Source organism: Actinomycetes bacterium (assembly GCA_024222295.1).
In the GTDB taxonomy this organism is placed as follows: Bacteria; Actinomycetota; Acidimicrobiia; order Acidimicrobiales; family Microtrichaceae; genus JAAEPF01.
Map to the genome: position 1 here is coordinate 86,398 of JAAEPF010000024.1, position 18,094 is coordinate 104,491.

An 18,094-nucleotide genomic window follows, 5' to 3' on the forward strand; every position below is an offset into this window, starting at 1 on the left:
GTCGTGTGACCACGAAGACCCGTACTCTCCTCGACGCACAGCTGGCCGAGGCGGGGCTTGCCCCGATGGTGTCTGCGCAGCCGTTGGTGTTCAATCCCAACAATCCCGTCACCGACACCGTCGAGAGGCTGGAACTCTCCGACGGCACCGTCGTGGTGCGCAAGGTGCTGTGCCGGGATGGTCCGACCACTGTCGCCCACTGGCCCGCCGGCCTCGAGGTCGCACACTGGAACTACTGGCGCCGCGAGGCACACGCACACCTCGATGGCTTCGTCGACCGGCTCTCGGGCGATGGACTCGGGGTGCCCTCGCTACTCGGCCATGTGGTCACGACCGAAGGCGTCGAGTCGCTGTTCTTCGAATGGGTCGACGGTGCCAGTGGAGACGACCTGGCGATCGACGAGCTGGCTCGCGTCGCCGCCGGCCTGGGCCGTGCGCAGGGCCGCCTCGCCGTGGCACCCGGAGCGGTGCCATCCGGGGTGAGCCCGTGGTGGAGCCGCGAGTGGATCTGGCACTACGCACTGTCGCGGCCGCCGGGCATGGCGGGTTACAGCGTTGACGAACCGTGGCGTCACCCCGTGGTGATCGAGGGGTTCGGTGACTCGGCTGCACACATCCGTGCACGATTCGGCGAGCTGCGGGGCGAGCTCGACCTGTGGCGGTCGATCGCTGCGGGACTTCCTACGACGGTCGCCCATCTCGACTGCTGGGCCAACAACATCGTGGTGCCCGCCGAGGGTGATCCGCACCTTTTCGACTGGTCGTTCTGCGGTGTGGGGCTCGTGGGGGAGGACCCGGGCAACCTCGTTCTCGACGGGCTGCTCGACCACTACCTGGATCCGGGCCAGTACGACGCGGTCGACGCAGCCGTTTGGCACGCCTACCTCGGGGGCCTGGAGGACTCCGGTTGGGGCGGTCCGCCGGAGGCAGCCCGCCTGGGCATGTGCATGGCCGTGCTCAAGTTCGTGTGGCTGCCCGCGCTGATGGTTGCCAACGCCGGCTGGACCGGCCCCACGGCCTACGGCGGCAAGGACGGCCTCCAGCTGGTTGAGGTGTTCCGCCGCCGTGCGGAGGTGTTCGAGTCGATGCTCGAACGCATCGACGAGGGCCGCCAGCTCGCCCGCGGGCTCGGTCTGCTCGGCCCCTGAGGGCGCTGTGACGGCCTTCATGGCCGCTTAGTGCCGGGGTCTCGCTCGCTGGTAGCTTCGTTGGTGAAGCACGTACCCGCCGTGGGACGTGACCGACAAGGGAGAACACCATGCGCCGCCGCATGTTCCTGGGCAAGATCCATCGTGCAACTGTCACGCAGGCCGACCTCGACTACGAGGGCTCGATCACGATCGACAAGGACCTGCTCGATGCCTCGGGCATCCTCGCTCACGAAGAAGTCCAGATCTGGAACGTCACCAACGGCAACCGACTCGCCACCTACGCCCTCGAGGGCCCGCGCGGTTCGGGTGTGATCTGCATCAACGGTGCCGCCGCCCACCTGATCGACCCGGGCGATCTGGTGATCCTCGCCACATTCGGCGAGCTGGAGCAAGACGAGCTGGCCCGCCACGAGCCCAAGGTCGTCTTCGTGGACGATGACAACCGCATCACCGGGCTCGGCGCCGAGCGGCCCGGCCCGATGCTGCCCCGACACCTCGACGACCCGGCCCTCGCCAACTAGTCCGCACCGGACGGGAGCACGGGGAGGATCCCCCGGTTGCCGCCCGCACGCGAAGGAGCCCCGTGCACAACGCACGGGGCTCCATTCTCATCGGTCGCCTCGCTCAACGCTCGGCTGACATGCGCATCGGGACCGTCAGGTCGGGTCGGGTTGCTCAGTTGAGCCGTTCGATGACCATGGCCATGCCCTGGCCGCCACCGACACACATGGTCTCGAGGCCAAAGGTGGCGTCGGACTCCTGCAGGTTGTGGATCAGGGTGGTCATGATTCGGGCGCCGGTCATGCCGAACGGGTGACCGAGGGCGATCGAGCCGCCCCGGGTGTTGAGCTTGTCCCAGTCGACGCCAAGCTGCTTGGCGGACGGGATCACCTGGGCGGCAAACGCCTCGTTGATCTCGACGAGATCGATGTCGTCGATCGCCATGCCGGCACGGGCCAGCGCCTTGCGGCTCGCCTCGACCGGTCCCATGCCCATGATCTCGGGGTTGAGGCCCGTGGCTGCAGACGCCACGATGCGGGCCAGCGGCTTGAGTCCCAGTTCAGCAGCCTTGGTGTCACTCATCACGATCACAGCGGCGGCGCCGTCGTTGAGCGGGCAGGCGTTGCCGGCGGTCACGGTGCCGTCGGGGCGGAACACCGGGCCGAGGCCTGAGATGCCCTCGAGGGTGGTGCCGGCACGGATGCCGTCGTCGGAGCTCACCTCGCCGTCGGGGGTGGTGACCGGCGTGATCTCGGCCTCCCAGTAGCCACTGTTGAGGCTCTCCTCGGCGCGGTTCTGGCTGAGCACGGCGAACTCGTCCTGCTCGGCGCGGCCAACGTCTTCTAACTGGGCGACGTTCTCGGCGGTCTGGCCCATTGCGATGTAGATGTCGGGCAGGCCCTCGGGCGGCGCCCACTTGGCAGCACCACCTTCTGCGCGCTCGGCGGTGCGTGCCTCGGCGCCTTCGAACAGGGGGTTCTTCGGGCCGTCAGCGAGCTGCATGTGGACCATGTTGCGGCTGATGGTCTCGACACCCCCGGCGATGAAGACGTCGCCGTCTCCTGCCTTGATGGCGTGGTCGGCCATGCGGATCGTCATGAGCGACGACGAGCAGTAGCGGTTGACGGTGACGCCGGGCGTCTCGTCGAGCCCTGCGAGCAGTGCTGACACGCGTGCAATGTTGTGGCCGGACTCGCCGGCGGGCTGGCCGCAACCCCAGAGCACGTCCTCGATGTCCGCCGTGTCGAGGCCCGGGGCCTGCTCCAGGACTGCCTTGATGGCAGTGGCGGACAGGTCGTCGGGCCGCATCTCCTTGAGTGAGCCCTTGCCGGCACGGCCGATGGGCGTCCTCGCCGTGGCGACGATCACTGACTCAGGCATGTATTTCCCCTTGATCTCGGGCCCGACAGGGGCGTCGTGCCGCAGTCCGGCAAGGTTACCGACGGGTAACGCCCGGAGGCCACCCGAGGGATGTGCCAGGAATCACCCTCGCGACGGTCGGCGATGCCGACGCCAGTCGCAACCGCGGCTGAACTGGTCGGGCAGTGATGCCCGTGAATCCGTCGTTGGGCCGATCAGCCGGTGATGGCGAGCGGGGCAACAGCGGTTGGGGACTCACCGGTGGTGTTGGTGGCCGATGTCCCCGCGGACAGCACTTCGGCCTGCACCGGCTCCTGGAGGGTGGCCACGCCCTGGGCGCAGTGCACTGTCGGCTCGACGACGCCGGACTCGCCACCACCGTCACCCTCGTCGGGTTCCTGGGGCGACTCGTCGTCGGCCGCGAGCTGGTCGGCCTCGGTGGGTTCCTCATCAGGAGGTGCTGTTGTGGAAGTCGTTGACGTGGTGGTTGAAGTGGTCGTGGACTCCGGCGCGGCGGGGTCGGCCGACAGTCCGCAGACCTGCCAGGTGGCCTCGACCGGACCGGATGTGAGGTCGAAGTCGAGCTGTCCCGTCGGCCCCAGCGACACCGAACCGCCACCGATCGTGTCTACGGTCGACCAGCTGTCATCCACCAGCGGTCCGGCACCGGGGGTGACAGTGGCCGCGAGGTCGATCGTGCCGGTCTTTGCACCGGGTTCGGGGTGTTGCCATGCGGGGTCGATGACTGGAGCGAGCGGATCCACAATGAAGCCTGGTGCGAGGCCATTGACGAGGCGTGTGGTGCAGGTGGCTGTGCCGCTGAGGCCCTGGGGAGAGGCGCTGAACTCGATGGTCGCCTCACCAAAGCCGACCTGTACCGCTCCCGGCGCAGCTGTGGGGAGGTCGAGAGTGGTCGATCCCAGGTCGATGGGTGTGGTCGAGCGGGCATCGATCACCGGCTGGGGCGGTGTGAGGGTTGCGGCGACTTCGCCGCTCGGGGTCCGCACAGTGACCGGAAATCGTGTGCCGGTGAGGTCGACCGATTCCACACCGAGCTGCTCCGCGCCGGACGCGAGGTAGTCGCTGAGGCTGAAGCTGAGCGCGATCGAAGCCGTCGCCGGCTCGCCCACCAGCACATCGTCGGGCAGTGAAACGTCGGCCGTGACGCCGTAGCCGACGAGCTGTAGCGCCGAGACCAGCGCGTCGTCTTGCTCGGTCACCCCGGAGCAGGTCCCCCAGAGCTTCGCAGACTGTGTGGATGAGCTGCCCCGGGCCGGTGCTGCCAGGACGATGGACACGAGCACCGCTGCCGCCAGGACGATGCCCGATCGGCGTGCGAATCCCATGTCTTGTTTCCCATCGGCGGTCGTGGTGTCCCCCATGCCCATGACCCTAGTTCGGGTCGTGTCACTGCAGGTCATGGCACCACGCACGGTGGCACTGCTCGCGCGCACCACCCGGCGCCGCCGGCTCAGGGAAGGAAGCGACTCACCGTGTCGGCCACGCACGCAGGTCGCTCGGCGCCCTCGACCTCCACGGTCACGCGCACCACGACCTGCACACCGCCTTTCACGTCGTCGGCAGAGGCCACTTCACCGCGGCCCCGGATCCGGCTGCCGGCGGGCACCGGGCTCGGGAAGCGCACCTTCTCGAGTCCAACGTTGAGCCCGGCGGAGAACTCCTCGACGGTCAGCAGCTCCGGCAGGAACAGGTTGACCAGCGACAGCGTCAGGTAGCCGTGGGCGATCGGTCCTCCGAAGGGTGATTCTGCAGTGGCGCGTTCCACGTCGACGTGGATCCACTGGTGGTCGCCGGTGGCGTCCGCGAACAGGTTGATGCGCTCCTGGTCGATCTCCACCCAGTCGGTCGGGCCGAGTTCGTTGCCGACGAGCTCGAGGAGGTCAGCAGGCGTCTTCACCTTCGTGGTCATCTCGGTCGCTCCATCTCGTTTCGGGTGTCTCCGGATCAGGGGTGCTGGCTCGAGACAGCCACCACTTCGCCGGTCATGTAGCTCGACAGGTCGCTCGCGAGGAACACCATCACGTTGGCGACCTCCCACGGCGTCGCCGCGCGGCCGAACGCCTCGCCGGCTTCCAGTTCGGCGAGCAGCCCGGGTGGGGTCACCTTCGCGAGGTTGGCGTGCATGGCGAGGCTGGGTGACACGGCGTTGACGCGCACGCCGTGCTCAGCCGCCTCGATCGCGGCCGTGCGCGTGAGCGCCATCACACCGGCCTTGGCTGCCGCATAGTGGGCCTGGCGGTCCTGGGCCCGCCAGGCGAGCACCGACGCGTTGTTGACCACTGCTCCGCCACCCTGCTCATACAGGTGGGGCAGCGCGGCGCGCAGGCAGCGGAATGTGCCTGTGAGCGTCACATCCAGCACCCTGTTCCACTCGTCGTCGCCCAGCTCGGTGATCAGACCGTTGCCGCCCAGCCCGGCGTTGTTCATCCAGGTGTCGTAGCCGCCCATGGACTCGATGGCGGTGGCCACCAGGGACTGGACCGACTCCTCATTGGTGACGTCGCACACGGCGGTGCCAGGCCGGGTGCCGAACTCCTCGGCAAGGGCGTCGGCGGTCTCACCGAGGCGCCGTTCGTGCGCATCGGAGATCGTGACGGTTGCGCCTTCGAGCATGCAGCGGCGCGCGAGTGAACCGCCGATGCCCGAGCCTGCTGCGGCGGTGATCACCACGCGGCGGCCGGCCAGCAGGTCGCGACCGGGCGGCTCGGGCGGGGGAGCGGGGCTGGTTGTCTCTTCGTCGCTCATCGGGCTCTCCGGATCGTTGTGTGTGGACGTGGGATCTGCGGCAGCTCAGCGCGGCTCGCGTGGCAGACCGAGTGCGCGTTCACCTATCAGGTTGCGCTGGATCTCGTTGCTGCCGCCGTAGAGCGTGTCGGAGCGGCTGAAGAAGAAGAGCTTGTGCTCCGGTGACATCTCGAGGTCGCCGGCGTCGCCTTCCTCGGCTCCCGAGTATCGGGTGAGCGTGGCTGCGGGGCCCAGCACGTCGACCGCCGCCTCGCCCATGTCGCGGTGCAGGTCGGCCCAGTAGAGCTTGTTGATCATCGCTTCGCGGGGAAGCTGCGCGTCCTCGTCGGTTCGCAGGGACCGGGTGGCATTCCAGCGCATGATCCTCACCCGGATGAGGAGCTTCATCAGCCTGTCGCGCATCACCGGGTCGGCCCAGCGGCCGTTGGCCCGGCAAGCCTCCACGATGTGGTCGAGCTCGCGCTGGAAGGCCATCTGCTGGCCGAGCGTGAGCACGCCTCGCTCGAAGGCGAGGGTGCCCATGGCCACCTTCCATCCCTCACCGGGCGCTCCGACGATCATGTCGGCAGACGTGCGCGCGCCGTCGAAGAACACCTCGTTGAATTCCGCGGTGCCCGTGATCTGTCGGATTCCGCGCACTTCGATGCCCGGCTGGTCCATCGGCACCAGCAGGTACGACAGGCCGTGGTGTCGCTCCGACCCTTCTTCGGTGCGGGCGACCACGAAGCACCAGTCGGACCACTGTGCGAGCGAGGTCCAGACCTTCTGGCCGTCGATGACCCACTCGTCACCCTCGAGGCGAGCCCTGGTCTTCACGTTGGCCAGGTCGGAACCGGCGTTGGGTTCGGAGTAGCCCTGGCACCAGAACTCGGTGCCCGACACGATCCCCGGGAGGAATCGCTGCTGGATCTCCGGCGACGCAAAGTGCACGAGCGTGGGCCCGAGCAGGCCTTCACCGATCAGTCCGGCCCTTCCCGGGCCGCCTGCGCGGGCATACTCCTCGTGGTAGGCGACCTCGAGGTGCAGCGGCAGTCCACGGCCGCCGTGCTCGGCGGGCCACCCGACCGCGGTCCAGCCGCCCGAGGCGAGTTCCCGCTCCCACGCCATGCGGTCCTCGACGAAGGCGTGCTCGTCGCCGGGGCCACCGCGGAAACGCAGGTGGGCGAACTCGCCAGCGAGGTGCTCCGCCATCCAGCCGCGGATCTCGGCCCTGAAGTCCGCCTCGGCTCCGGGGTCGGCGCCGGAAGTGCCTGCCGCATCGCTCATGCGGCGAAACTACCAGTATCTGACACACCGTCAGAAACCGTGTGCCGGCGCTTGCTGGGCCGGCGTCTTCGTCTGCACCATCAACGTGGATTCCGCGTGTCGGAAGGGCGCGAAACGGGGACCGCCGAAGCGGTCCCCGTCCGGTTCAGTTCAGTTCTGGATCGGGTCAGCCGGCGATGGCGAGGCTTGCCCCACCCTGATTCTCGGTGGTGCCCTCGACCGCGGCTCCGCCCTGCTCGTTGGTAGCTGCAGCGACGTCCGCACCTGCGGTCGTGAGCGTGACCACACCCTGGGAGCACAGCTCCTGGAACTGGGCGTCGACGGGATCGGCGCCGTTGGTGGTGGTGATGACCTCGGGACTCGCCTGGAACAGTTGGCCGAGCAGCGCAGTGGCCTCGTTCACATCGATGAGGTCACCGGTGTTCTCACCGATGACGGTGAACATGAGATCGAGCGTGGCCAGTGCGCCCACGAAGTCTCCGTTGTTCAGCTGGGTGCCCGCCTTGAAGTTGAGGTCGTTCACGTACTCCTGGGCGGTCTTGCCGTCCGGGATAGGAGCTGTGGGCTCGGCCGGCTCGCCACCGCCGTCACCTTCGCCTTCGCCGCCGCCGAGCGATCCGGCCACTGCCAACAGGCTGTCGCGGACCTCGGCCGGGAAGAACGAGTAGAGCCGCAGGGGGATGAGCTGCGCCACCGACTTGCCGGCGAGTTCACCGGCGAAGGTCACGGTGTAGGGCCGGTACTGGTTCGAACCTTCCAGCGTTACACCTTCGGGAGCATTGAGCCTGTTGATGATGTCGCCGCGGGTGACGGTGACATTTCCCTGCCCGATGCCGGGTATCGCTTCGAGTCCGGCCTGGACCTCAGCTGCTGTCGGATATGAGTGAGTAGTGAACAGTGCGAGGTTGTTGACCGCCAGCTGCCACCAGTTGACCCAGCCGGGGGCAGCATCCTCCGGTGGGGTCTCGTTGGCAATCTGCGCGGGTGTCGGATTCGGGACCAGCGGACCATCAATGCTCCAGATGATCGGTGACGACTCACCGTCGAGGCCCATTCGCACACCCATCTGGCGCTTGGTGCCGCCGGTGGAGGGGTCATAGAAGAACCGGAGTTCCTGGACCTCGGTGATGCCCTCCTCGGCAGGTGCGATCTCAACGGTGCCGGCGCAGACCTCGAACACCACGTCGGTGCTGGTGCCTGCGGCTGCGCCGGTGGCGACGACCTTGCCGGCGACGATCTGGGCGTCACCTTCGAGGATCTTGAGTGTGCTCGGGTCGACCTGCTGCTCGACACCGTCCTTGGTCGTGCCGTTGGTGACGAACTCGTTGAGCACATCGACCGTCGAGGGCTGGCCCTCATTCGAGCTGACCTCGATCGGTTGCACGATGTCCGGGGATCCGGCCACCTTGATGGGGATAGTCCCGATCGTTGTCGCGGTGCTGCAAACCACCTTCACTTCCTGGGCTGCTCCAGCAACGGTGAGCTTCACGGTGAAGCGGAACTCCTCGCTGCGCAGCTTGATGATCCCGCCATTGGGGACGTCATCGAGCGTGGTGGAGAACGGACCGAACGTCGAGGTGATGGGTTGGCCGGCCTGCAGGGTGATGGTGGTGTTCGGCGGGCGGCCGGGAATCACGAAGTCGTAGTCGTCGGGCCCGTCGATGGTGACGTCGGTGTTGATGTCGACCACGTCCATCTGCGAGATCCCGAAGCCGATGGCGGTGTCCGCGAAGTCGGCCGGCAGGTTCATGTTCCACGTCACCGACACGCCCACGCCGGACTGCTGAGGCTCCACGAACGGTGGAGCGTCGATGATGGCCTCCAGCGGTGTCGACAGCACGCCACCCGGCACCACGGCACCCAGCAGGTCCTTGTCGGCCTGCGTGACACCCGCGCACGCCGCGTTGATCGTCTTCGACGACGCAGCGCTGGTCACCTGCGAGTTGGCCACCAGTACGGCTGACATGAGCGCGGTGACAGCGAGCACTCCCCAGAGCCGCTTTCCGCGACGGGCACCTGATCCGGTGCCGGTCCCCTCAGAACTCGAGTTCATATCCCGTTCCCCTGTTAGTTACGGCCGGAGGGCCACTCCGTCCGGGGCTGCAAGAGCCCGTCCACACCCAGCGATGGTCAAAGGACACTAACCAATGGAAGCCTCCCGAGGCCACTGCAGAGAGGATTCGGGCAGAATTGCCCACCCCCGATTCAGCCGCCCGAGGGCCCAGGGGGCGCCGCGACGGCTGTGATCCGGGGCGCCGCCCGTTGGTAGGGTGGCCGCGATGCGTGACTTCGATGATGCCCCCGGCAACGGGCTCGGTCCGGTTGCAGGTGGCAGAAGGCACGATCCGGCGCCAGTGGCGACGGACCTCGTTCCGTTCCCAGCTGCACATCCCACCGCGGTCGGCGTCCCGCTGGAAGTCCATGCGGACCGGGACCTGTCCGCGGTCGGCGAGGTCGAGATCATCTCCGCCGATGCGTGGCGCTCGCCCGGCGGTGTCCGTGCAGGCACACCTGGACCAGCTGCACAGCCGGCACCACCGGTTGCACCCGCCGGCCATGAACTCGACGGTTCCGCGCTCACGGGCTCCGCCGCGCTCGACCTGCGCGATGGCAGGGATCAGGTCAGCGGGTCTGCGCGTGTCGGCTGGGATGAGGTCGATGGCATCCGTCGGCGGGTTGCCGCGCCGATGGGCGCCGCAGTCTTCGCACCGCTCGTCGGGGCGCTGGCCGGCGTCGGGCTCACGGTCGCCAACTCCGAGCTCGCACCATTCGGGCTCGGGGCTGTCGCGGTCGGTGCCGGCGTGGGCGTGGTGGGCGGCCTGCGGATCTTCAAGACGTTGCGCGAGGAGGTCGACGAGCCAATCGACGCGTTGCGGCAGGCCGCAGCGCGGCTGGCCGCGGGTGAGCCGGGATGGCCGTTGGCGCAGCCGCCGGGCTCGGCGATGGCGCCGCTCGCCGACGCCATGGACCGCGCCGGGGAATCCGTGATGCGCCGAACCGATCGCCTCACCCGCCAGGCCGAGTGGGGCGAGTCGAGCCGCATGATCATCGAGGCGCTCGAGTTCGCAGAGGATGAGGCGGAGGCCTTCTCGGTCACCGCGCAGGCGCTCGCGCTGGCGGACCACGCGACCCCTGCGGAGATGTTGGTCTCCAAGCGCGGTGCTCAACGTCTGTCGGTGGCCGCCGAGCACCCGAGCAGCGGCGGGCCCGGCTGTCCGGTCGACGAGCGCGACAACTGCGTGGCGATCCGGCGGGGCCAGGTGGTCATTGCCGACAGTTCACGTTCCATCAACGCGTGCCCGCGGCTGCGAGAGCGCGCAGGCGGCCCGTGTTCGGCAGTGTGCGTGCCGGTCGGTACCGGAGGACTGGCTGTGGGCGTGCTGACTGCCGTGGGCCCCGAGCGGATCCCGCCCAACGTCGAGTACGTCGACCGCCTCTCCACCATCGCCCGCCAGGTCGGCACCCGTATCGGCTCGTTGCGCGCCCTGGAGCGTTCGCGTGAGGAGGCCGCAACCGACGGGCTCACCGGGCTGCCCAACCGTCGGGTGGTGGAAGCCCAACTCGAACAGCTGCTCGAGGCAGATGTGGAGTTCGTCGCCGTGCTCGGAGACCTCGACAAGTTCAAGGCCCTCAACGACACCTTCGGTCACGAAGCCGGCGACCGTGCACTCCAGCTGTTCGCCCGGGTCATGCAGGACAACGTGCGGGGCCATGACCTGTTGGCCCGCGTGGGCGGCGAGGAGTTCGTGCTCGTCTACCCCAACATGTCTGTGTTGCGATCCATAGAGGCCATCGAGCGCCTGCGAACCGCGCTGGCCTCTGCGCTTGCCGTCTCGGGCATCCACCCGTTCACGTGCGCGTTCGGTGTCACCCACTCCTCGGTGGGGTCCTCGGTGCCCGAGATCCTGCGGGTGGCCGACGCCGGCCTGCTGCGTGCCAAGGAGCTCGGCGGTGACCAGGTGGTCTACGCGGACGAGGCTCTGGCTGCGGAGATGTTCGGCGCGGGTGATTCGTTTGTCCGGCCCGCCCTCGACCAGCGTCGCCGATTGCCGTAGCAGCCAGCCAACAGGCGGCCGGCGATTTCAGCGTCCGTTGGTGGACCAGTGCCACGGCTCCGAAGGCAGGTTGCGCAAGCCGAAGCGACCAGCGTTGGCCTTGAGCCACTGGTACCCGGAGCTGCTTCGGGTAAGTGTGCGGCCGCCCTGGGTGAAGTCGATCGCGAGGCCCTGCTCGTGCATCGATGAACCCGGGCGGGCGGTCGGCGGACGGCACGACGAAGCGGGCATCTGGTAGACCGCGTAGTTGCTGGAGCCGCAGTTGCTGCGGCGAACTGCGATCTGGCCTGCGGGGTCACGGAAACCGCCACCGCCGAAGTTGATGCCAGCTGCCGCAGCAGCGCTGAGCAGTGACTGGACGTTGCCGGCGATCGACTGGTGGACCCTGATGCCGCCCACGTTGACGATGCTGCCGGAACCGGTGATCGTCGGCGGGGTGTAGCTGCCGCCACCGCTGCCGGACGAGCTGCTGCTGCTGAGCGATGACTTCTGAGATGCCGCTCGCTGTGCTGCTCGCGCGGCCTCGGCCTTGCGCTGCGCTTCGATCGCCTTGGCGATCTCGGCCTGCTTGGCGGTGATCTGCTGGCTGAGCCCGGAGTCGAGATCAGCCAGGGCGGCGGCCTCGGCGAGCGCCGCGTCGAGGCGGGCCTCGACCGCGTCAGCGAACTTCTTCTGCTCGGCGTGGGCAGAGTCGAGCTCGGCCTTTCGGGCGGTGACCTCTTCGCGGTGGGTGTTGGCCCGCTGCTCCGCTTCGGCCTTGGCGGCCCGCTGCAGCTCGAGGTCTTCCTGCACGGAGCGGAACTGCTCGACGAGGTCCTGGCTGCTGGTGGCCCGCGAGTCCAGCAGCATCCGCTTGTTGACCGCGTCGTTGATGTCGTCGGTGGCCACGGTGGCCACGGGGTCGGTGCTGCCGATGTTGACGTAGGCCTCGACGGCGGACTGCTTGATGTCGTCGCCGAGGGTGTCCAGCTGTGCCTGCGCCTCGGCCTGGGCCTGCTCCGCTGCGGCACGGTCCGCCTCGGCCTGGTCCAGTACCCGCTCGGCTTCCTCGACCTTGTCCTGCTGGGCCTGCACCTGGGCGCTCAGCGCGTTGAGCGCGCTGGTCACCTCGGCATCTGTTGCTTCGAGGGCATTGACCTGCCCTGCCTGCGCCGCTTTCTGGGACCGAACGTTGGCCCGCTTGGCCTGGAGCTCGGCCAGGCTCGAGTTGTCGTCCGACGGCGCGGCCGATGCTGCTGGCATCGGCACGACCAGCAGGGCCACGGCGAGCACTGGGAGAAGGGGTGTGAAGCGGCGATTCATTCGAAAGGGCGATTTCGTGGTGAAGGGCACATGTCGGGTCGCACTGGAAATGCGACAAGCTCTGTAACGCGTTCGCAATCTAACACCGGTATGCGTTCATAATGCAAGCCTTTCACAACGACAAGGTCGGATCGGTGATGCCCACGAGCACCGGGGAACCCTGAAAATGACTGTGATCCCTTGCCGCAGCCGTCTTCTGGGCGGCCCCTGGGAGCGTCGGGGGGACTCAGGTCTGGCAGCCGGTGCACCAGGTGGTGCCCCGCCCGTCGATGACTTTTCGTGACAATGGTCCGCCACACCGGTCACACGGGAGTCCGGCGCGTCCGTAACACCGCAACCGTTCCTGGTGGCTCCCGGGGTCGCCGGTGGCGTCCCGGTAGTCGCGAAGCGTCGTCCCCCCGTCGTCGAGGCCGGCCGTGAGCACCTCGATCACGGCGCCGTGCAGGTCCTCGGCCCGTGCCGACCCGAGCCGGCGCGCCGTCGGGGAAATCCGGGCCAACCACAGGGCTTCGTCGGCATAGATGTTGCCAACGCCCGCAACTACCCGCTGATCGAGCAGGGCCGTCTTGATGGCCTTGCGCCCACTCAGGGCCGACCGCAGGGATCCTGGTGTGAACTCCTCGGAGAACGGCTCGGGTCCGAGCGCGGCAAGCGTGGGCATCGACTCGTGGCATCCGGCCGCCACGACGGCGATGCGGCCGAATCGACGCTGGTCCCAGAAGCCGAGGTGCATGGCGTCGTCGAGTTCGAAGCGGGCGCGCAGGTGCTTCGCCAGTCGGCGCGGGTCGTCGACCTCGTCGGAGCGCACAGGATCCACTGCGAGCCGGCCCGTCATGCCTAGGTGCACCACGAGTTCCAACCGTTCGCCGTCGCGTTCGAGGTCGGCGAGGAGGTACTTGCCCCGCCGTCGAAGTGCCTTGATGCGCCCGCCGGTGGCGAGCGGCGCATCTGCGAACTTGGGGGAGTCGAATCCCCACGCGGAGATCACGCGGCGACCCAGGAGGTCGCCCACGAGTTGGCGCCTGATGGTCTCCACCTCGGGCAGCTCCGGCATGGACCGAGTGTCGCGCGGTCACTCGCGGGCGGTCGACGCGGGCCATAACGTGTCGAGGGCGCCCCGGACACCGGACCCCGGTGCCGGGTCCATCCGAGCAGAGGAGGCCGGCGTTGGCGGCGAGCGGTGGAACCAAGGCGGTGGTCGCGGCGTTCCTCGCGAACCTCGGCATTGCCATTGCCAAGTTCGTCGGTTTCGCCATCACCGGCGCCTCGTCGATGCTGTCGGAGGCGATCCACTCAGTGGCTGACACGGGCAACCAGGCCCTGTTGTTGCTGGGGGCACGCCAGGCCCGTCGTCACGCGTCGGAGGACCATCCCTTCGGCTACGGCCGCGAGCGCTACTTCTGGGCGTTCGTGGTGTCGGTCGTGCTGTTCACCCTGGGTTCACTGTTCGCGATCTACGAGGGCATTCACAAGATCCAGCACCCGGAGCCGATCTCTTCGCCCGCCGTCGCGATCACGATCCTCGCCGTGGCGATCGTGCTCGAGGGCCTGTCGTTCCGCACCGCGATCGTCGAGTCGATCAAGGTCAAGGGGCGCAAGGGTTGGTGGTCGTTCCTGCGGACCGCCAAGGCGCCCGAGTTGCCTGTCGTGGTGCTCGAGGACGCCGGCGCGATGGTCGGCCTGGTGGCGGCGCTGGGAGCGATCATCATTTCGATCGTCACCGACAACGGGGTCTGGGACGGAATCGGCTCGGTGTTCATCGGCGGCGTGCTCGGAGTGATCGCAGTGTTCCTCTGCATCGAGATGAAGAGCTTGCTGATCGGCGAGGCGGCGGAGCCCTCCGTGCGCACGAAGGTCGCGGACATCGTCGAAGGAACCCCCGGCGTCAGTCGCCTGATCCATGAGCGCACCCAGCACCTGGGCCCCGAGGACATCCTGCTGGCGATCAAGGTGGAGTTCGAGCCCGGCATGAGTGTCGAGGAGCTTGCGCGCGGGATCGACGAGATCGAGGCGGCGGTGCGCGCGGCGGTACCGGAGGTTGGACCCATCTATGTGGAGCCCGATTTGTACCGGGATGGATTCGCATCTCGCGCAACCACTGACACCGACGTCAGCGCCGACTAGCATCGCCGCTGTCCCTGCAGGAGGGGGCCGACCTGTCCCATCGGTGAGGCGCACGGAAATGGGGAACCGGAGTGTCGTTTGGGGCGACCGGGTCGCGCGACGAGATAACTGGAGTGGCCTGCCGATGCCGGGCGATTCAGACCATGCCCATCCAAGCGAAGTGATCGATCTGAGCGCTGCCGGGCCGACACCCGGTCGCGTCGACGGGCGCGATGGTGGCCGCGACGACGAGGCCGAGGGCGGAACCCGCCAGCGGATCATCGATGCCGCGGCGGAGGTCTTCCTCGAGAAGGGCTTCACCGGCACCCGCGTGGTGGACATAGCGCGCCGCGCGGGGTTCACCTCGGGCGCGCTCTACGGCTACTTCGACAGCCGCGCGGAGCTGCTCGCGGAAGCGGTGGCGCGCAGTTCGAGTGAGATGCTGTCGAACCTGCTGGGTGACCCGGTCAGCGACGGCGACACCAGCGGCGCCCGGGCCGGCGACCCCGACCCGTTCGATGTGCTCGAAGCCGCACTCGACCAGATCGCCCAGCCCCTCGAGGAGTCGGACCAGATGCTGCTCGACGGCGTGGCGCTTGCGCACCGCGAGCCCATCGCAGGCGACCGGCTGGCCGAGGCCCTCGGCCACTTCCGGGGCCAACTCGCGAGTTCGGATGGCGGGGAACTCGACCCCGGCGCGGCCGACCTGCTGGTGGTGCTCGTGCTCGGTGTCACCGCTGCGCGAGCCCTGGGGCTGCACGACCCGCTGCCGCCCGAACTGCGTCGCCGGTTGGCCGTCTGCCTGTCGACGATGCCAGTCGACTCGCCCGGCTGAGTCTCCACGGCTTCGCCGGTACCCGGAAGCGGCTGGCTGCCGGTGGACCGCGACTTTGGCGCAGTGGGGGACATCGCCTCAGCGCGCCAACTAGCGTCGGGGCCATGAGTATCACCGCAGTGGTCAACCAGAAGGGTGGGGTGGGCAAGACCACGGTGGCGCTGGGCCTCACCGCCGCCCTTGCTTGCACCGGCCGGCGCGTGCTGGTCGTGGACCTCGATCCGCAGGCGAATGCCACCACCGGCCTCGGAGTGTGGGAAGCGACACGGACCATCGACCAGGTCCTGCTCGCCGACCAGACCGGTTCCGCAACCGGTGCCGTGGTCGACTCCGGTTGGGCGCCCGAGGGCTTCGACACCGTGCCCCGGGTCGTGCCGAGTTCTCCCGGCCTCGCCCAGGTCGAGCACCAGCTCGTCAGCGACGTGATCGGAGCCCAGGACCGTCTGGCATCCGCGCTCGAGGGCATCGACGAGCGCTACGACGAAGTCCTGATCGACTGCCCGCCCTCGCTGGGACTGTTGACCGTCAACGCGTTGTTTGCAGCCAGTCGCGTGGTCGTGGTCACCGAGCCCGCAGCTTGGAGCTCCGACGGGGTTGAACAGATCCTGCGCAACGTGAGCAGGATCTCCCAGCGGCGCGGCGGGTCCCCGGAACTGGCGGGCATCGTGGTCAATCGGGTCGGCCGCACCCGCGACGCGGGCTACTGGGCCGAGGAGCTCGGCCGCAGCCACCCGGGTCTCGTGCTCGAACCGCTCGTGAAGCTGCGCGCGGCGGTGGCCGAGGCTGCCGCACAGTCGGTTCCGATATCTGCGATGACGCGCTCCGGTGCACCCGAGGCCCTGGCCGAGTTCGAGGCCCTTGCCGCTTCGGTGTTCCCCTCCCGCAGCGGATCGTCCGGTGCTGCCATCGACCTCTCCGCGGGCCTCGCGGCGGTGGGTGGACCCGCTTCGGCAGCGTCTCCCGACAACGGCCTCTACTGATGGCTTACGACCCGAAGCGTCCCAAGCGTCCGGCCGGACCCGACGATTCGCCTGCGCCGGTTGATGCGCTGATCGACCTGGCAGCTACGCAACAGACAGCCGAAGCCCAGTCTCCGGCTGAAGCTCCCGACGCTTCCACGGACGCGGCCGCTGCTGCGGATGCACCCGCTCCGCCACCTGTGGCCACGCCGGAGCCCCAAGGCGGCGAGCCGCAGCAGCCGGGCGGCGCAGCAGCGGCGCCCTCGCCGCAGTTTGCCGAGCCGAGGTCGGGCCCCCCGCCGGCAGCGGCGGCTCTGGTGGCCGGGCTGTTCGGACTGCTGGTGTTGCTGCTGATACTGCGCCGGCGTCGCCGCCGCTGATCGTCGCTGCCGGGGTCGGTCGGTTACCTGCCCGCGCGCCTGCAGTTTGGCCGCCGGTCCGAATATTTCGACGCCCAGTGCCTTGGCGCTCACGCAGCGTCGATATGTTGCGAGATTTTTGCGATCTGGAGCGTTCCGGGTTGGCCCTATGACGAACGCGTGACAGACTTGCCACCCGAACGTCACATCGATGTCATTTGTGCGTCCCGCAACACAGGCGCGCTACGCACTGGCGTCGCCCGCTCGGCGAGATGCCATGGCAGACAAAGACCTTCCCATGACCCCCGATTCCACCCGCCCCAGACTCCTGCCCGCCCTTGCCGTCGGCGTTGCCGTGGCATTGACCCTGCAGTTGTTCGGCGGCACCGGTTCGGCCGCGCCGGCCAACGTGCCCTCGGCACGAGCAGCGCTCGAGGCCGCCTCGCAACGGCGCGTGGAGGCGGAGCAGCGGCTGGCCTCGGTGGAAGCAGAGGTGGGGTTGGTCCGCGCCGAGATCCAACGTCTGGATGATGGCGCAGCGCAGATCACCGAGGACCTGGCAGCCGCCCGCCGCGCGGTTCGCGAGTACGCGGTGGCGGCGTACATCGATGGAGGCCAGGGCGCCCTGCTCGGCGCAACCCTCGACGTCGAGGAAAGCAGCGCCCTTGCCTGGCGGGCCCAGGTCGTGGGCAGCCAGACCGTCGACGCAGCCGACGCGGTCGACCGCTTCAGTGCCCTCAAGGACTCCAACGAACCCGACCAGATCGCGGCGGCAGCCCGGCTCGACGACCTCACCGCGACCCTCGAAGAGGTCCACAGTGACGCGCTGCAGGCAGCGGCGCACGAGCGCGACGCCGAGGCCGCACTGGAGCGGGCACTCGACTACGAACAGCGCATGCGGGCAGCGGCTGCTGAGCAAGCCGAGGCCCAGCGTGACACCGCGGAGGCCACCACCGTGACCACAGCGGCGCCCGCGTCCAGCACCGGTGGTTCCTCCGGGCGCTCTGCGTCCAAGTCCGCATCCGCACCCGCGCCGGCTCCTGCTGCTGTGGGTGTGCCCGCCACCGGCCAGCCCACCCAGGCGGAGATCGCCATGCTGGCCAAGATCCGCCACTGCGAGAGCCGCGGCAACTATTCGATCGCGAGCGCCAGTGGCAAGTACCGCGGCGCCTACCAATTCGACCAGCGCACCTGGAACTCCGTGGGCGGCTCCGGCGATCCGGCCGCGGCCTCGCCGGCCGAGCAGGACTACCGGGCACTGCTGCTGTACCGCCAGCGCGGGCGCCGTCCCTGGCCCAACTGCGCTTAGGTCCGAGCGCCGCTGCACCTGGCGGTCAGCGCGGCCACAGCCCCGATGGGCACGGGTCGGCAGGTATCGTGAGTCCAAAGGTGTCAGCAGCGCCCCCGCGGGTGCGAGCCGGGATCTGGCGCCCCTCTG

The 18,094-nt window shown here is 68.6% G+C and carries 16 protein-coding genes; 8 read left to right on the plus strand and 8 right to left on the minus strand.

The window, feature by feature from the left end:
• The first annotated feature begins 5 nt into the window (after nucleotides 1–5).
• Together GY812_08320 and GY812_08325 are read left to right on the plus strand one after the other, a co-directional pair.
• Nucleotides 6–1,148, plus strand: a complete 1,143-nt coding sequence (locus GY812_08320) for a phosphotransferase (GenBank protein ID MCP4435485.1) — start codon at nucleotides 6–8, stop codon at nucleotides 1,146–1,148.
• Between the two features lie 110 nt (nucleotides 1,149–1,258).
• Entirely contained in the window at nucleotides 1,259–1,672 is a 414-nt protein-coding gene (locus GY812_08325) for an aspartate 1-decarboxylase (protein ID MCP4435486.1), read from the plus strand.
• Nucleotides 1,673–1,826: 154 nt separating this feature from the next.
• Here GY812_08325 and GY812_08330 read toward each other — a convergent pair whose 3' ends face one another.
• The 6 genes from GY812_08330 to GY812_08355 all read right to left on the minus strand — a co-directional run bounded on the left by GY812_08330 (nucleotide 1,827) and on the right by GY812_08355 (nucleotide 9,096).
• Complete coding sequence (locus GY812_08330) at nucleotides 1,827–3,032, minus strand: acetyl-CoA C-acetyltransferase (GenBank protein MCP4435487.1); 1,206 nt, start codon at nucleotides 3,030–3,032, stop codon at nucleotides 1,827–1,829.
• A gap of 194 nt (nucleotides 3,033–3,226) precedes the next feature.
• On the minus strand, nucleotides 3,227–4,393 hold the full coding sequence (locus GY812_08335; protein MCP4435488.1) for a hypothetical protein: 1,167 nt from the start codon (nucleotides 4,391–4,393) through the stop codon (nucleotides 3,227–3,229).
• Nucleotides 4,394–4,482: 89 nt separating this feature from the next.
• On the minus strand, nucleotides 4,483–4,941 hold the full coding sequence (locus GY812_08340) for a MaoC family dehydratase (protein MCP4435489.1): 459 nt from the start codon (nucleotides 4,939–4,941) through the stop codon (nucleotides 4,483–4,485).
• A gap of 35 nt (nucleotides 4,942–4,976) precedes the next feature.
• Entirely contained in the window at nucleotides 4,977–5,777 is an 801-nt protein-coding gene (locus tag GY812_08345) for an SDR family oxidoreductase (GenBank protein MCP4435490.1), read from the minus strand.
• Between the two features lie 45 nt (nucleotides 5,778–5,822).
• The gene (locus GY812_08350; protein MCP4435491.1) at nucleotides 5,823–7,043 is read right to left on the minus strand and encodes an acyl-CoA dehydrogenase; all 1,221 of its coding nucleotides are present in this window, start codon (nucleotides 7,041–7,043) and stop codon (nucleotides 5,823–5,825) included.
• 166 nt (nucleotides 7,044–7,209) lie between these two features.
• Entirely contained in the window at nucleotides 7,210–9,096 is a 1,887-nt protein-coding gene (locus GY812_08355; protein ID MCP4435492.1) for a hypothetical protein, read from the minus strand.
• A gap of 226 nt (nucleotides 9,097–9,322) precedes the next feature.
• Between GY812_08355 and GY812_08360 the strand changes: the two genes are divergently transcribed.
• A complete protein-coding gene (locus GY812_08360; GenBank protein MCP4435493.1) occupies nucleotides 9,323–11,098 on the plus strand; it encodes a GGDEF domain-containing protein in 1,776 nt (591 codons plus the stop codon).
• A gap of 27 nt (nucleotides 11,099–11,125) precedes the next feature.
• On the opposite strand, the gene GY812_08365 is transcribed toward GY812_08360, so the two are convergent.
• Nucleotides 11,126–12,340, minus strand: a complete 1,215-nt coding sequence (locus GY812_08365; GenBank protein MCP4435494.1) for a hypothetical protein — start codon at nucleotides 12,338–12,340, stop codon at nucleotides 11,126–11,128.
• A 286-nt stretch (nucleotides 12,341–12,626) separates the two neighbouring features.
• A complete protein-coding gene (gene mutM, locus GY812_08370) occupies nucleotides 12,627–13,454 on the minus strand; it encodes a bifunctional DNA-formamidopyrimidine glycosylase/DNA-(apurinic or apyrimidinic site) lyase (GenBank protein MCP4435495.1) in 828 nt (275 codons plus the stop codon).
• 113 nt (nucleotides 13,455–13,567) lie between these two features.
• On the opposite strand from mutM, the gene GY812_08375 reads away from it, so the two are divergent.
• From GY812_08375 to GY812_08395, 5 genes are all read left to right on the plus strand, one after another.
• Nucleotides 13,568–14,524: a cation diffusion facilitator family transporter gene (locus GY812_08375; protein MCP4435496.1), complete on the plus strand. Its 957-nt coding sequence runs from the start codon at nucleotides 13,568–13,570 to the stop codon at nucleotides 14,522–14,524.
• Between the two features lie 160 nt (nucleotides 14,525–14,684).
• Nucleotides 14,685–15,338 carry a TetR/AcrR family transcriptional regulator gene (locus GY812_08380; GenBank protein MCP4435497.1) on the plus strand — a complete coding sequence of 218 codons (654 nt, stop codon included), beginning with the start codon at nucleotides 14,685–14,687 and terminating at the stop codon, nucleotides 15,336–15,338.
• A 104-nt stretch (nucleotides 15,339–15,442) separates the two neighbouring features.
• Nucleotides 15,443–16,318, plus strand: coding sequence for an AAA family ATPase (locus tag GY812_08385; protein MCP4435498.1), 876 nt, complete (start codon nucleotides 15,443–15,445; stop codon nucleotides 16,316–16,318).
• Nucleotides 16,318–16,677 (plus strand): hypothetical protein, encoded by a 360-nt coding sequence (locus GY812_08390; GenBank protein MCP4435499.1) that lies wholly within the window; start codon nucleotides 16,318–16,320, stop codon nucleotides 16,675–16,677. The genes GY812_08385 and GY812_08390 overlap by 1 nt, the downstream gene beginning before the upstream one ends.
• 256 nt (nucleotides 16,678–16,933) lie before the next feature.
• Complete coding sequence (locus GY812_08395; GenBank protein ID MCP4435500.1) at nucleotides 16,934–17,965, plus strand: hypothetical protein; 1,032 nt, start codon at nucleotides 16,934–16,936, stop codon at nucleotides 17,963–17,965.
• The last annotated feature ends 129 nt before the right edge of the window (nucleotides 17,966–18,094 follow it).